The sequence below is a fragment of the Aurantimonas sp. genome, assembly GCF_964217435.1.
Classification (GTDB): Bacteria; Pseudomonadota; Alphaproteobacteria; order Rhizobiales; family Rhizobiaceae; genus Aurantimonas; species Aurantimonas coralicida.
This window is the reverse complement of record NZ_CAXPJM010000024.1, coordinates 21,844-36,006: the sequence shown is the minus strand read 5'-3', so window position 1 is coordinate 36,006 and position 14,163 is coordinate 21,844. Positions and strand designations below refer to the sequence as shown.

The following is a 14,163-nucleotide window of genomic DNA, read 5'->3' as shown; positions in this document are numbered from 1 at the left end:
CGACCCGGTAGCCCTCATTCTCCAGCGCGATCGAGACCGACGCGAGAATGTTCCTGTCGTCGTCGACAAGGGCGATGGTTGGCATTGCGATCTTCTCCAGTTTCCGTCCCTCGCCGCGACGTGCGTGTCGCGAGAGGGGCTCGGCCGCGCCCGGCAGGATCACTGGTCGCGGCCGTCGAGGCAGATGTCCCTTCTGCTGATGCGTTCCGCAACAGGGAACGCGCCATCGGCAGCGCCAATCAGCGATAAATGTGGCGGGATTGGAAAATTACAAAGACGTAGCGGAAGTTTTCGGCCGGCTAGCGTTCCGCGCGGCGGCTTCGTCCTGTGTCCGGCACCGCCCCGCGGACCTGCCGGTCGCAGGGTGGCGGGTCGGCTTGTCTAGAGATCGACCTTGCGCTGCTCGCCGATCTGCGGCCGCTCCTTGCCGCCGACATAGGCCCTGGCGAACTCCCAGGCCTGGGTGATCTTGCTGGCTTTCACGTCCCAGATTTCCGCCGAGTCCGGATCGACGACGAGAACGACCACGTCGGGATCGTTCTTGCCCTCCGGCAGCCACGCTTCGGCGGAGGCATCCCACAGATCGGCGACGAGCGACCGGTCGCCCACCACTTCGGCGCGTCCCGATAGCGACATGTACTGCCCGTGCTTGGAGAACGTGCAGGCGACGTCGTCGTCGAGAGCGATCTCCTCGACCTTGTGGGTCATACGCTCGGTCAAAAAATAGAGCTTCCGGTCGTCGCCGCGCAGGCGGAGCGCCATGGGGCGTGCCCGCATCCGGCCGCCGTCGCGCGTCACCACCATGCAGGTGTCGAAATTGCCGATCGTCTCCCAGAACTTGTCGATGTCGCTGGTGGTCATGGGGTCTCCTGTCGCATTCTTCCTGCACCGGAACCGGTGCTCTCGAATGGGACAATGCAGCGGACCGGGAAAGGTGCCAGCGCGATCGCGGTCGCCGCGCTGGTCATGCGAGCCCGGAAGAGGCGTCCGGGCGGACAGGTCCGCCATGCCGCGGCGACCACGCCATGTCGCCGCTCTCCCGCCGCGATTTAAATCGATCATATCGGGAGGCGTCCGGATTTAATCGATTAAGTGACTGTTCTGATTGTCGATTTTCCGCCCGGAGGGCTTGCTTGTTGGAAGTCGCTGGGTAGTTAGTGGACGCGCGGCAAACATGGTGGGCGCTGGCCTGGCAGACGCGGGCTTCCGGCAAGGAGACGACAGTGGACGAGATCGGCACGAGAAATCCTGATTGCGGAATCGAGACGACCGGCCTCGATGGCCTGTCCTCCGTGCGCTGGAACCTCGGCGAAGCGGAACTGATCGAAACCGCCATCCGCCGTGGCGAAGGCCGCCTTACGGCGCATGGCGCCTTCGTGGCGACCACCGGCAAGCACACGGGCCGCTCGGCCAAGGACAAGTTCATTGTCCGCGACGAGATGACCGACCCGGCCGTCTGGTGGGACAACAATGCAGCCATGGAGCCCGAGGCCTTCGAACGGCTGCGCGAGGATTTTCAGGCCGCGGCCGCCGGCCGTGATCTCTTCGTGCAGGATCTGATCGGCGGTGCGGACCCTGAGAACGCCATCCGGGTGCGCGTCGTCACGGAATATGCCTGGCACTCGCTGTTCATCCGCAATCTCCTGATCCGTCCGTCGCAGGACGAGCTGCGCGACTTCGTGCCGGAGATGACCATCATCGACCTGCCGTCTTTCCGCGCCGATCCCGAGCGCCACGGCTGCCGCACCGAGACCGTCATCGGCGTCGACCTGTCCCGCAAGATCGTGTTGATCGGCGGCACCTCCTATGCCGGCGAGATGAAGAAGTCGGTGTTCACCGCGCTGAACTTCATCCTGCCGGAGAAGGGCGTGATGCCGATGCACTGCTCGGCCAATGTCGGGCCGGACGGCGATGGCGCCGTGTTCTTCGGCCTGTCGGGCACGGGCAAGACCACGCTCTCCGCCGACCCGCGTCGCACGCTGATCGGCGACGACGAGCATGGCTGGGGCGAAAACGGCATCTTCAACTTCGAGGGCGGCTGCTACGCCAAGACCATCCGCCTGTCGCCCGAAGCCGAGCCGGAAATCTTCGCGACCACCCGCCGCTTCGGCACCGTCCTGGAGAACGTCGTTCTCGACGAGAACCGCGTGCCCGATTTCGACGACGGATCGCTGACCGAGAACACCCGCGCCGCCTATCCGCTGCACTTCATCCCCAATGCCAGCGACACCGGCGTCGACGGCCATCCGCGCAACATCATCATGCTGACGGCCGATGCCTTCGGCGTGCTACCGCCGATCGCCCGGCTGACCCCGGCCGAGGCCATGTACCACTTCCTGTCGGGCTACACCGCCAAGGTGGCGGGCACCGAAAAGGGCGTGACCGAGCCGGAGGCGACCTTCTCGACCTGCTTCGGTGCGCCGTTCATGCCGCGCCATCCCGCCGAATACGGCAATCTCCTGCGCGATCTCATCGCCCAGCATCAGGTCGATTGCTGGCTGGTCAACACCGGCTGGACCGGCGGCGCCTACGGCACCGGCCACCGCATGCCGATCAAGGTGACCCGGGCACTGCTCTCGGCTGCGCTCGACGGCAGCCTGAAGGATGCCGAGTTCCGCGCTGATCCGAATTTCGGCTTCCAGGTGCCGGTCGCGGTGGAGGGGGTCGACACGACCATTCTCGACCCGCGCGCCACCTGGACGGACAAGGCCGCCTACGATGCGCAGGCAGCACGGCTGGTGTCGATGTTCCGTTCGAACTTCGCCAAGTTCGAGGATCACGTCGATGTCGAGGTGATGCAGGCGGCCCCGGCCCAGGCGCTCGCCGCCGAATAGCACCGTCATTTCCGCGGGCGCCGCCAGATTGTGCGGCGCCGGTGGGCTCTCCAGCGACCTTCCGGAACCCATTCGCGCGCCGCCGCATTGCCGCCCGGAGCCGGCAGCGCTATCGATGCCCATCGGGACGCGGCCGCCGGTCGCAGACGGGGCAGGGCATGGCCGGCGATCACGATCTGATCATCAACGAGCGCGTGACAATCTCCGGCGGGGATCTGCAGGAGCAGTTCATCCGCGCCGGCGGACCGGGCGGACAGAACGTCAACAAGGTCTCGACCGCAGTCCAGCTGCGCTTTGCCGCCGCCCAGTCGGCCGCGCTCTATCCCGATACGTTGCGTCGATTGCTGCGGCTTGCCGGACAACGGGCGACCAAGGACGGGGACGTCCTGATCGAGGCGTCACGCTTCCGCAGCCAGGAGCGCAACCGCGAGGATGCGCGCGAGCGTCTGGCCGCCCTCATTCGCGAAGCGCTGAAGCCGCCCCTGCCGCCGCGGCGCAAGACCCGCCCGACCAAGGGCTCGGTCGAGCGGCGCCTGAAGGCCAAGAAGGGCCGCTCCCAGATCAAGAACCTGCGCGGACGGGTCGACGACTGAACCGGCGAAACCTGGGGCGGACCGGCTGTTTGCCGGTCAAGTTCGACTGACGCAGCCGTGATCGCATCTTTCGAAGCCGCGCGGCCCGACCCTTCGTATCTCCCGTATCCTCCTGACCGGGAGGAACCGAGATTTCCACGGAAATCCAAGTTTCACTGGGAGACTATTGATATGATCAAGACCCTTATCCGTTCGGCCGCCATCGCCTCGCTCGTTGCAGCAGGCACCGTCGGCTTCAGCGCCGGCAGCTTCGCGCAGGACATGCCGATGGTCGGCGGCGCCGAGATGAGCCCGGAAAAGACCATCGTCGAGAACGCTTCCGCCGCCTCCAACCTGACGACGCTGGTCGCCGCCGTGAAGGCCGCCGGTCTGGCCGAGACGCTCTCCGGCGAAGGCCCGTTCACCGTCTTTGCGCCGACCAACGAGGCTTTCGAGAAGCTTCCCGACGGCACCGTCGATGATCTCCTGAAGCCGGAGAACAAGGAAAAGCTGGCCAAGATCCTGACCTATCACGTGGTCCCGGCCAAGGCATCGTCGGAAGCGGCGATGAAGATGATCGAGGATGATGGCGGCAAGCACCCGGCACCGACCGTCGCCGGCGAGAACATCACGCTCGGCATGGACGGCGACAACATCGTCGTCATGGACGCCGCCGGCAACACCGCAACGGTGATCCAGGCCGACGTCATGCAGTCGAACGGTGTCGTGCACGTCATCGACACGGTCCTGATGCCGTCCATGTAATCGGCTCCGGCGGGCCGCCGACCTTCCCCCGATTGCGGCGGTCCCGCCACCCGATCTCCCGCGCCGTCACCGGCGCGGGATATGTCGTTTGTCACTTCTGCGTAACAAGCTGGCATGCGGCAGCGAAGCAAGCCATATCCGGTGAATGGCGGCGATCGGCAAGGGATCGCTGCGGCGCGCCCGCCGCGCGGATCACATCAGCCGGCCCCACAGAAGGAGATGTCCCATGCGCAGACGAAACTTCCTGGCAAGCACGGCCGCCCTGGCAGTGACGGCGATCGGCGGAAGCCTGTTCTTTCGCGCCGGCGCCCACGCCAAGGACGAAATCTTTCCCGTTACCAGGACCGAGGAGGAGTGGCGCAAGCTCCTGACCCCGGACCAGTTCGCGGTGCTGCGCGAGGAGGCGACCGAGCGGCCCTTCTCCAGCCAGCTCAACGACAACAAGAAATCCGGTCTCTACGCCTGCGCCGGCTGCAACACGCCGGCCTATTCGTCCGAGACCAAATTCGATTCCGGCACCGGCTGGCCGAGTTTCTGGGCCCCGCTGTCGGACGACGTGATCGGCACCCGCGAGGATTTCCGGCTGATCTACACGCGGACCGAAGTCCATTGCGCCACCTGCGGCGGCCATTTCGGCCATATCTTCGACGATGGCCCCGCACCGACCGGCAAGCGCCATTGCCTGAACGGCGTGGCGCTGAACTTCCGACCCGGTCCGACCACGGCCTCCTGACCGGCTCGTGGCGGATTGACGGAACGGCGGTTCGCGCGAGCGGGCCGCCGTTTTTCGTTTGGCAAGGAAGCGGTGCGACGATGCGGATCAACCGGCGAACCGGATGCGGAACGGCGAACGATTGAATGGAGCGGGGGGCGACGCCATATGGAGTGCATTGGCCGGAGCGGTGCCTGTCAGGGCCGCTGCCACCGAAAGTCGCTTTCCGAAGGACTTCACGACCGATGAGCCGAATGACGCCGTTTTCCAGCCCGTTGCTGCTTGGCTTCGACAGTGTCGAAAAGACGCTGGAGAGGATCGCCAAGGGCGGCGACGGATATCCGCCCTACAACATCGAACGCATCCGTCCGAAGCCGTCCGACGCCAAGAGCGAGGACCTGATCCGCATCACCCTGGCGGTGGCGGGGTTCAGTCCCGAGGATCTGGAGGTCACGACGGAAGAGAACCAGTTGATGATCCGTGGTCGCCAGACCGACGATGCGGAGCGCGAATATCTGCATCGCGGCATCGCGGCGCGACAGTTCCAGAAATGCTTCCTGCTCGCGGACGGCATGCGGATCACCGGCGCAACCCTGAAGAACGGCCTTCTGCTCGTGGACCTGGCCAAGCCGGAACCCGAGCGAGTCGTCAAGAAGATCCAGATCGCGGTCGCCGACTGACCCGAACTGCCTACGTTTGCCTAGAAAGGAGACGTCCCATGACCCATGACATCGCTTCGACCATGAGCGAGACCGACCTCGCGGCCGTTGGCGAGGGACACCTCGCCTATCTGCGCCGCATGTCCTCCGACGACATGCGCGCCCGTTTCCCGGCCGCCAAGTCGATCGAGCCGGGCCTGAACCTGTGGGCGCTGTTCTCCGCCGACGGCACGCCGCTGGCAGTCTCCGACGACCGCGGCAGCATCCTGGCGAGCGCCGACGAGAACGAGCTGCAGACCGTCAGCACCCACTGACAGCAGCGCGTCACGCTGAAAACCAAAAAGGCGGGTCTGCATGTGCAGGCCCGCCTTTTTGTTGTCGAGGATGAAAGCCGGGATTGCCCGGTTCAGGCGGCGTTCTGGGTGGCCGCCGCCGTCATCAACGAATAGATCGAGCCGGCGTCCCGCGAGCCGCGGATATTGGCCACGGTGTCCGGATTGCGCAGCAGCCGGGCCACCTTGGACAGGGCCTTCAGATGGTCGGCGCCCGAACCTTCGGGCGCCAGAAGCAGGAAGACGAGGTCCACCGGCTGATCGTCGAGAGCGTCGAACTCCACCGGACGGCTGAGGCGCGCGAACACCCCCACGATCCGGTCGAGCGTCGGCAGCTTGCCATGCGGGATGGCGATGCCGTTGCCGACGCCCGTCGAGCCCAGCTTCTCGCGCTGCAGGATCGTCTCGAAGATCTCGCGCTCGGTGAGTCCGGTGATCTCCGCGGCCTTCTCGGCCAATTCCTGAAGCACCTGCTTCTTGGAATTGGCTCGCAAGCCGGGCAGAATCGCCGCCGGTTCGATGAGCGTTTCGAAGTCCATCGCTGCGATGCCTTATCCTGCGTAGCGCGTGAATGTGAGCGCCGAACCTTGTGTGGCGCTCACGCCCGCTCTGCGTAGGTCGACGGATCAACCCAGCCGTAATTGCCGTCCGCGCGCCTGAACACGAGATTCAGATCGCCGGACTTGGCATTGCGGAACACCACCACCGGGCTGTCCTGGCGGTCGAGTTCCATCACCGCGCCGGCGACCGACAGGGTGCCGACCTTCAGCGTGGTTTCGGCGATGATCGCCGGGGAGAAATCCTCGGGAAGTTCCTCTTCCTCTTCCGGGATCGCCGCCATGACCGAATAGGCCATGTCGCGATGCTCGGTCGAGGACGCCTTGTGGTCCTTCAGGCGCCGCTTGTAGCGGCGCAGCCGCTTCTCGATCCGCTCGGCGGCCTCGGCGAAGCTCACATCCGGCTCGTGGGCCTGGCCCGCCGCCTGGAAGACGACACCGGTATCGAGATGCACCACGCAGTCGGTCGAGAAACGCGAACCGTTCTTCGACACGACGACCGTGCCGGAAAAATTTCCGTCGAAATATTTGTCGACCGCTTCGTTCAGACGATCACCGATCCGCGTGCGGAACGCGTCGCCGATGTCCATGTGCTTTCCCGAAATACGCAGTGTCATGGCTGGAAACTCCCTTGCAATGACAGTTGACCCGGTTTCGTGAACCGGTCGACAGAAACGCGCCGGGCCGGAGTTGGATGCCGTCCGGTCGTCGCAATTGCGGGATGAGCGGGCATCTTGCCCTCCGGGCTCGAGAAGTGGCGCCTTCTAGGGAGGATCGCCTGGAGTGTCAACGCAGCCCCGACGGACCCGTCGCAGGCACCTGCGCAGGGGTCTCGTCGAGCCGGTGAGTCCGGGGGGCGAACCGCCATCAGGAGGCCAGCCGCCGGGCGTTCATCTCGCGACGACGCTGGATCGAAGAGGGAATGCCGAGCGCCTCGCGATACTTGGCCACGGTGCGGCGGGCCAGATCGATGCCTTCTTTCTTCAAGATGGCGGCGATGTCGTCGTCGGACATCACCTTGCCCTGGCTCTCGGCATCGATCAGCAGCTTGATGCGGTGCTTCACGCTTTCGGCCGAATGGGCGTCGCCGCCATTGGCCGAGGCGATCGCCACAGTGAAGAAGAAGCGCATCTCGAAGGTCCCGCGGGGCGTGGCGATGAACTTGGTCGCCGTCACCCGGCTGACGGTCGATTCGTGCATGCCGATCGCCTCTGCGACGGCCATCAGCGTCATCGGCTTCAATCCGCCGATGCCGTGGGTCAGGAAGCCGTCCTGCCGCCGCACGATCTCGCTGGCGACCTTGACGATGGTCTTGGCCCGCTGGTCGAGCGCCCGCACCAGCCAGTTGGCCGATTGCTGGCATTCGCCGATGAAGGCGCGGTCGTCGTCGGACAAACCGCCGCTGCGCACGGTGCGCAGATAATTGTTGTCGACGAGCACCCGGGGCAGGGCGTCGGGATTGAGCTCCACCTGCCAGCCACCGTCCGGCGCTTCGGTGACGAGGACGTCGGGCACGATCGACTCGAAGCCCTCGTGGTCGAAGGCGTGGCCGGGCTTGGGGTCGAGGCCCCGGATTTCGGCCAGGATGTCCATGAGGCCGGATTCGTCCTCGCCGGTCAGCCGTCTGAGCGCGGCGAAGTCCCGCCGCGCGAGAAGGTCGAGATTGTCGATCACGGCGGCGATGATCGGGTCGAAACGGTTGCGGCGGCGCAGCTGGATGGCGAGGCATTCGGCAAGGTCGCGGGCGAAGAGGCCGGCCGGCGTCGCCTCGCTCTGGATTGTCGTCAGCACCGCCTCGACCTCGGCGACCGTCACGCCGAGATCGGTGGCAAGCTGGTCACAGGACAGGCGCAGATAGCCGCTCTCGTCGAGATGCTCGACCATCGCTTTGCCGATCTTCTGGGCGGGGCCGGCCGACACCGCGTCGCGCACCTCCGAAAGGGCATGGGCGTTGAGCGACGGCCGCCGCTCGGCCAGATCCTCGACGCTGAAATCATGATCGGAGGCCCCGATGCGGCCTTCGCCGCGGGCAACCGGGGCGGTTCGCTCCGGCCGGTCGCCGGCGTCCTCGCGCCCGGCGAAGCCGCTCTCGAAGGCCGCGCTGTCGCTTTCCGATCCGGTGATCTGCGTGCCGGCGGCCGCTTCCTCGCGAGGCTGGAGCGGCACGGGCGAATCGGCCGGTGTGTCCATCTCCGCCGCCGGGCGCCCGGAGGCCTCCGAAGTCCCTGCGGCAAGCAGCGGATTTCGCTCCATTTCGCCGTCGACATAGGCCGCCAGTTCGACATTGGAGTACTGCAGCAGCCGAATCGATTGCAGCAGCTGGGGCGTCATCACCAGCGATTGCGATTGCCGCATCTGCAGTTTGGCGGAAAGAGCCATGGACGCCGAGACACTCCCCAGTGCGGACTGCTGGTGGGGACGATTGCCATCCCCAGTCGGGACCGCATCGATCACGCGGCCCGTTACCGGCCATCAAAGCGGCTTGCCGCATTCGTTGTCAATGTGAGTTCGATCGCGCCATGGCGTCGCGCGGCGCGGTTGCGGCGTGCGATTGCGCGGGTCCCGGTGGTTCCGGAATCGACGGCCCGCCGACCGGCGCAATCGCCGGGAGGCGGTTGCGCAGAGATTGTGCAGGGACCGGCTAGAAGCTGAATTCGTCGCCGAGATAGAACCGGCGTACATCCGGATTGTCGACGATTTCCTGCGGCTTGCCGTGGGTCAGCACCGCGCCGGCATGCATGATGTAGGCCCGGTCGATCAGGCCCAGCGTCTCGCGCACATTGTGGTCGGTGACGAGCACGCCGATGCCGCGTTTGGTCAGATGCCGGACCAGTTGCTGGATGTCGGAGACGGCGATCGGATCGACGCCGGCGAAAGGCTCGTCCAGCAGCATGAAGGTGGGTTTCGAGGCGAGGGCCCGGGCGATCTCGCAGCGCCGCCGCTCGCCGCCCGACAGCGAGGTCGAGGCCTGCTTGCGCAGATGGTCGATGTGGAACTCGCTGAGCAGCGCCGTCAGTTCCTCTTCGCGCACGTCACGGTCCGGCTCCACCACCTCGAGCACGGCGCGGATGTTGTCCTCGACCGACAGGCCCCGAAAGATCGATGCTTCCTGGGGCAGATAGCCGATGCCGAGACGCGAGCGCCGATACATCGGCACGGTCGTGATGTCGTGGCCGTCGAGCATGATGCGGCCCTGATCGACGGGGACGAGCCCGGTGATCATGTAGAAGCAGGTGGTCTTGCCGGCGCCGTTCGGGCCGAGCAGGCCGACCGCTTCGCCCCGCCGGACCAGCAGGCCGACATCGTCGACGACCCGCCGGCCGCGATAGCTCTTGGTCAGGCCGGCGGCCGCCAGCGTCCCCTCGGCCGCATCCGGGTGGAGACCTTCGAGATCGCCCATCCCGTGCGGCAGGCCGTAGGTCGGCGCGGCCGGGTGCGGGCCCGGCTCGACATTGGCCATGGCCGCGGCGGCGGGCTGCCGTTTCAACGCCAGCCTCAATTCGGTGCCTGCCCGGCGCCGGGCGTCAGCATCAGCCGCACGCGGCCGCCGGTCTCGGCACCGCCGTCGCAGGCGCTTTCCAGCCGGGCGAGCCCGGTGTCCATCTGGATGGTGAGCCGGCAACCCTCGGCGACGTTCTGGCCCTGGGTGAGGACGACATTGCCGCGCATCACCACGATCTGGGTTCCCATGTCGAAATCGGCCTGGTCGGCCGTGGCGACCTGATCGGCCGACTTCACATAGACCTTCTCGCTGGCTTCCAGGCGCTCGATCTGGTTCGAGCCGCCCGGCAGGCCGCCGCCGCCGGCGGGCTGGCTGCCGCCGGTCTCGTCCTTCTTGTAGGTGACGACGAGGCGGCCGGTGCGCAGCTCCGTCTCGCCCTGTTCGACCTGGACGTTGCCGGTGAAGGTCGCGACCGCCTTCGCGTCGTCGACGACCAGCTGGTTGGATTCGATGGAGATCGGCTGGTCGCCATCGACCTGCAAGCCGCCGAAACTCTTGCCGAGGCCGGGCTCTGTCTGCTGCGCCTGGGCGGGCGCCAGCGCACCGAGCGCAAGCCCGACGAGGAGGACGGCGCCGGCGATGTTCGCGCTGCGGGGAATGATGCTTGGCATGAACTACTCGCTGGTTGACGCTTGTTGCAGGGCTTGCGACGACTTGTCCGGGCGCAGCAACATCTTCACCCGTCCGCCGAAGGTAATGACGTCGCCGCCATTTGTCAGGTTCAGGGAGCTCGCCTCGATGGTCTGTTCCGGGGTTTCGATCCGGACCGGGCCCCTGCCTTGCAAGGCGCCGCTGGCAATGTCGATGTCGGCCGCCGCCAGGCTGATGGTGATCCCGTTGGTGGTCTCGACCCGCACGCCGCCGTCGAGGGCGAGGGTTTCCGCGTTCGGATCGTATTTGCCGGAGGCGGCCTCGATATTGGCCGATGTCTCGTCGTCGATGGCGATCTTGGCGGCGATCGTCTCCAGATCGACGCCGCCGCCACCCAGTGCCTGGATCGCCCGTTCCGCGACCAGCTCATAGGGGCGGTTCTTGCCGTCGATTCCCGACATCCGCGGATCCTGCATCACGATGCGACCGTCCTCGATGGAGGTGCCGGTGACGGAGAAATCCTCCGGCAGGCTGCGCGCCACCCAGGTCACGGCAATGCCGCCGACGACGATGATCGCGGCGAGGGCCGGCAAACCGATCTTCAGAATGCGCACGAGCCGCGAATGCCGCCGGGCCCGCGCGAATTCGTGCGAGGCCCGTGACGCGGGAGGTGTGCGGGCGCGATCCCCGAGCTGGGCCGCACGCAACTGGGGATGGTCGCTGTCTACCATCGATTTCGTCCTCTGCGTGCCATCGCTCCCTGCCTGCCGTTGCGGCGCCGCGAGGGCGGTTCGCGCATCCTGCACAGCAATACGGGGTTTTTGCGTCCGGCCGAGATACGCGTCCAGCAGTATCCGTAAAATGTGAATTGTTCGTATGCCGGGACGCCGGTCGCCGCCATATGGGGACGGTCCGGCGGGCCGTCGAGGCATACCGGCCGCCGGATCGCGGCGTTGCGCCCGGAAAACCGATTCCATCTTCACAAGTGATGCTGTAACCCTCGCGGCGCGGGCGACTGGGCGTCCGCTCGCACGGAGAGCACCATGTCCGCGATCGAGGATCTGATCGACCGTCGCCGGCTGCGCCGCAAGCTCAGTTTCTGGCGCGTCGCCGCCATCGTGATCGTCGCCATTGCCATCGCTGCGGGCGCCTACGCCCTGTCGGCCGACCGCATGGCGACTTCCAAGGACCAGATTGCCCGCGTCTCGATCGAGGGGATGATCCTCGAGGACCAGAAGCTGCTCGACCTTCTCGATCGGCTGAAGGACGAGGACGCCGTGAAGGCGGTGGTCCTGCGCATCGATTCCCCGGGCGGCACGACGGTCGGCGGCGAATCCATCTACGAGGCGGTGCGGGCTATCGCCGAAGTGAAGCCCGTGGCGGCCGAAGTCGGCACGCTGGCGGCCTCGGCCGGCTACATGATCGCCTCGGGCGCCGATCACATCGTGGCCCGTCGCACCTCCATCGTCGGCTCGATCGGCGTCATCTTCCAGTATGTCGATGCCTCGCAGCTTCTCGAGACGGTCGGGGTCGAGGTCAATGCCATCAAGTCGGCGCCGCTGAAGGCGGAGCCGTCGCCCTTCGCACCCGCCCCGGAGGCGGCCAAGGAGATGATCAACCGGCTGGTGATGGACACCTACGAATGGTTCGTCGCGCTGGTCGCCGAGCGTCGCGACATGAGCATGGCGGAGGCAAAAGCCCTTGCCGACGGTTCGATCTTCAGCGGCCAGCAGGGCCTGAAGAACCGGCTGGTCGACGCACTGGGCGGCGAGAACGAGGTGCGCCGCTGGTTCGAAGAGGACCGCGGCATTGCCAGGGATCTGGTCATCGTCGACCGCGAGCCCAAGGATGACGGCTTCGACTTCTCGATGTTCGCCAGTGCCCGGGCGGCGATCTACGGCGTTTTCGGCCTCGATCCCCGGTCGGGCTCGCTGACCACCGCCGTGCTTCGCAAGGCCGGTCACCTTGACGGTCTCGTGTCGCTCTGGCAGCCTTTGGGCCGTGCGTCCTCGCTGCGTTAAGTGGCGGAAACAACTGGATTGTCGCGCACTGCCCACCGTTCCGATTGGGGTCGAGCGGAGACGGGCATCTCAAATCGTGCTCAGGGGGAGCAGTCGCTTGATCAAGTCGGAACTCGTGCAGGCCATCGCCACGCGTAATCCACATCTCTACCAGCGCGACGTGGAAACGATCGTCAACGCGATCTTCGACGAGATCACCGGCGCGCTGTGCGAATCCAACCGGGTCGAGCTGCGCGGCTTCGGTGCCTTCTCGGTCAAGCATCGCCCGCCGCGCTCGGGCCGCAATCCGCGCACCGGCGAGGCGGTCGCCGTCGAGGAGAAATGGGTGCCGTTCTTCAAGGCCGGCAAGGAACTGCGCGAGCGCCTCAACGCCGACTGATGCGGCGTTCGGCCGGCGGAACCTCGTGGGGGCGAGGTCGATCCGGCGGGCCGAAACCGTTGAGGGTCAGACCAGGCGATCCGTGTCTCGCGGCCGCGACGGGTCTGGCGAGGCCTCTCTCGGCATGGGGCGAGCCTCTTCGGTGATTGACGCGACCGGGCGGTGGCCCATCTTCAGTCACTGGCAATGGCCTGCGTCGGACGGGAGATCGATTCCGTTCGATCCGGGCGCACGACAAAACAGCATCTGGGGCGACGTCTGATGATCTCGAAAATCCTGTCCTTCATCATTCTCGTGCCGATCGCGATCGTGCTGATCGTCTTCTGCGTGGCCAACCGGCAGGCGGTTCCGGTGTCGCTTGACCCCATCGGCACGCTGCCGCAGCTCGCCTTCTCGGCGCCGCTCTTCATCCTGCTTCTGGGCGCGGTGATCCTCGGCGTGGTGCTCGGCGGCATTGGCACCTGGCTGACCCAGTCCCATTACCGGCGCAAATCCTGGAAGCGGAAATACGAAGTCGAGCGCCTGCGCCGCGAGGCGAGCGAGAACGAGGCCAAGCTGCGTCATCTTCAGGAAGAGCGCGCCAAGGCCTCCGGCACGTCGACCTCGCTGGTCACCTCCCGCGCCGCCTGATCGGTCGGCGACCGCCGGCGTATGCGAGGCCGATCGAGATCAGCCCCGCATCATTCCGTGCGAAGATGGGCCTGATCGGCCCTCAGACGGCCTCGGTCGTGCCTTCCGCGGAACTGGCGCCACCTGACACCTTCTCGGCGAAGCAGTCGAAGAACTGCCCGGCCAGCTTCTTGGCGGTGGAATCGATCAGCCGGCCGCCGAGCTGGGCGATCTTGCCGCCCACCTGCGCCTTGACGTCGTAGGTGAGGATCGTCTCGTCGCCGTCTTCGGCAAGATGCACGTCGGCGCCCCCCTTGGCGAAGCCGGCGATCCCGCCCTTGCCTTCGCCGACGATCGAATAGCTCTGCGGAGCCTCGATGTTCTCCAGCCGGACCTGACCCTCGAACTTCGCCTTCACCGGGCCGATCTTGGTCACCACCGTCGCGGCCATCTCGTTCTCGCCGGTCATTTCCAGGCTCTGGCAGCCGGGAATGCAGTCGCGCAGAACGTCGGTGTCGTTCAGCGCCGCCCACACCGCTTCGCGCCGGGCCGGGAGCCGGTATTCGCCCTTGAGATCCATCGACAGTTCCTCCCTGGTGGGTGGGGCGTGCGAAGGCCCCGTCAGCTTGA

At 66.2% G+C, this 14,163-nt stretch carries 17 protein-coding genes and 1 pseudogene; 9 read left to right on the top strand and 9 right to left on the bottom strand.

What is annotated here, in order from left to right:
- Both ACEQX1_RS10970 and ACEQX1_RS10965 read right to left on the bottom strand, forming a co-directional pair.
- Nucleotides 1–85 (bottom strand): annotated as a pseudogene (locus ACEQX1_RS10970) (DNA-binding response regulator); the annotation flags it as partial.
- 296 nt (nucleotides 86–381) lie between these two features.
- Nucleotides 382–861, bottom strand: coding sequence for a pyridoxamine 5'-phosphate oxidase family protein (locus ACEQX1_RS10965; protein ID WP_228239135.1), 480 nt, complete (start codon nucleotides 859–861; stop codon nucleotides 382–384).
- Between the two features lie 362 nt (nucleotides 862–1,223).
- On the opposite strand from ACEQX1_RS10965, the gene ACEQX1_RS10960 reads away from it, so the two are divergent.
- From ACEQX1_RS10960 to ACEQX1_RS10935, 6 genes are all read left to right on the top strand, one after another.
- Nucleotides 1,224–2,834, top strand: coding sequence for a phosphoenolpyruvate carboxykinase (locus tag ACEQX1_RS10960; RefSeq protein ID WP_187389933.1), 1,611 nt, complete (start codon nucleotides 1,224–1,226; stop codon nucleotides 2,832–2,834).
- Between the two features lie 158 nt (nucleotides 2,835–2,992).
- The gene (arfB, locus tag ACEQX1_RS10955; protein ID WP_009211073.1) at nucleotides 2,993–3,427 is read left to right on the top strand and encodes an alternative ribosome rescue aminoacyl-tRNA hydrolase ArfB; all 435 of its coding nucleotides are present in this window, start codon (nucleotides 2,993–2,995) and stop codon (nucleotides 3,425–3,427) included.
- 171 nt (nucleotides 3,428–3,598) lie between these two features.
- Nucleotides 3,599–4,171: a fasciclin domain-containing protein gene (locus ACEQX1_RS10950; protein WP_009211072.1), complete on the top strand. Its 573-nt coding sequence runs from the start codon at nucleotides 3,599–3,601 to the stop codon at nucleotides 4,169–4,171.
- 226 nt (nucleotides 4,172–4,397) lie between these two features.
- On the top strand, nucleotides 4,398–4,904 hold the full coding sequence (msrB, locus tag ACEQX1_RS10945) for a peptide-methionine (R)-S-oxide reductase MsrB (RefSeq protein ID WP_370192468.1): 507 nt from the start codon (nucleotides 4,398–4,400) through the stop codon (nucleotides 4,902–4,904).
- 224 nt (nucleotides 4,905–5,128) lie between these two features.
- Nucleotides 5,129–5,563, top strand: coding sequence for an Hsp20 family protein (locus ACEQX1_RS10940; RefSeq protein WP_370192470.1), 435 nt, complete (start codon nucleotides 5,129–5,131; stop codon nucleotides 5,561–5,563).
- A gap of 38 nt (nucleotides 5,564–5,601) precedes the next feature.
- A complete protein-coding gene (locus tag ACEQX1_RS10935; RefSeq protein WP_024349478.1) occupies nucleotides 5,602–5,856 on the top strand; it encodes a DUF1150 domain-containing protein in 255 nt (84 codons plus the stop codon).
- Nucleotides 5,857–5,948: 92 nt separating this feature from the next.
- On the opposite strand, the gene ptsN is transcribed toward ACEQX1_RS10935, so the two are convergent.
- The 6 genes from ptsN to lptC form a co-directional block, all read right to left on the bottom strand.
- A complete protein-coding gene (gene ptsN, locus ACEQX1_RS10930; RefSeq protein WP_009211069.1) occupies nucleotides 5,949–6,413 on the bottom strand; it encodes a PTS IIA-like nitrogen regulatory protein PtsN in 465 nt (154 codons plus the stop codon).
- 59 nt (nucleotides 6,414–6,472) lie between these two features.
- The gene (gene hpf, locus ACEQX1_RS10925; protein WP_024349479.1) at nucleotides 6,473–7,048 is read right to left on the bottom strand and encodes a ribosome hibernation-promoting factor, HPF/YfiA family; all 576 of its coding nucleotides are present in this window, start codon (nucleotides 7,046–7,048) and stop codon (nucleotides 6,473–6,475) included.
- 250 nt (nucleotides 7,049–7,298) lie between these two features.
- Nucleotides 7,299–8,810 carry an RNA polymerase factor sigma-54 gene (gene rpoN, locus ACEQX1_RS10920; RefSeq protein ID WP_370196825.1) on the bottom strand — a complete coding sequence of 504 codons (1,512 nt, stop codon included), beginning with the start codon at nucleotides 8,808–8,810 and terminating at the stop codon, nucleotides 7,299–7,301.
- A 262-nt stretch (nucleotides 8,811–9,072) separates the two neighbouring features.
- A complete protein-coding gene (gene lptB, locus ACEQX1_RS10915; RefSeq protein WP_024349481.1) occupies nucleotides 9,073–9,831 on the bottom strand; it encodes an LPS export ABC transporter ATP-binding protein in 759 nt (252 codons plus the stop codon).
- Nucleotides 9,832–9,926: 95 nt separating this feature from the next.
- Nucleotides 9,927–10,544 (bottom strand): LptA/OstA family protein, encoded by a 618-nt coding sequence (locus tag ACEQX1_RS10910; protein ID WP_370196824.1) that lies wholly within the window; start codon nucleotides 10,542–10,544, stop codon nucleotides 9,927–9,929.
- A gap of 3 nt (nucleotides 10,545–10,547) precedes the next feature.
- A complete protein-coding gene (lptC, locus tag ACEQX1_RS10905) occupies nucleotides 10,548–11,501 on the bottom strand; it encodes an LPS export ABC transporter periplasmic protein LptC (RefSeq protein ID WP_370192476.1) in 954 nt (317 codons plus the stop codon).
- 66 nt (nucleotides 11,502–11,567) lie between these two features.
- On the opposite strand from lptC, the gene sppA reads away from it, so the two are divergent.
- From sppA to ACEQX1_RS10890, 3 genes are all read left to right on the top strand, one after another.
- Nucleotides 11,568–12,545: a signal peptide peptidase SppA gene (gene sppA, locus ACEQX1_RS10900; protein ID WP_370192478.1), complete on the top strand. Its 978-nt coding sequence runs from the start codon at nucleotides 11,568–11,570 to the stop codon at nucleotides 12,543–12,545.
- Nucleotides 12,546–12,642: 97 nt separating this feature from the next.
- Nucleotides 12,643–12,924, top strand: coding sequence for an integration host factor subunit beta (locus ACEQX1_RS10895; RefSeq protein WP_009211062.1), 282 nt, complete (start codon nucleotides 12,643–12,645; stop codon nucleotides 12,922–12,924).
- Nucleotides 12,925–13,185: 261 nt separating this feature from the next.
- A complete protein-coding gene (locus ACEQX1_RS10890; protein ID WP_050767583.1) occupies nucleotides 13,186–13,554 on the top strand; it encodes a lipopolysaccharide assembly protein LapA domain-containing protein in 369 nt (122 codons plus the stop codon).
- Between the two features lie 82 nt (nucleotides 13,555–13,636).
- Here ACEQX1_RS10890 and ACEQX1_RS10885 read toward each other — a convergent pair whose 3' ends face one another.
- A complete protein-coding gene (locus ACEQX1_RS10885) occupies nucleotides 13,637–14,113 on the bottom strand; it encodes a carbon monoxide dehydrogenase subunit G (RefSeq protein WP_009211061.1) in 477 nt (158 codons plus the stop codon).
- Between the last annotated feature and the right edge of the window lie 50 nt (nucleotides 14,114–14,163).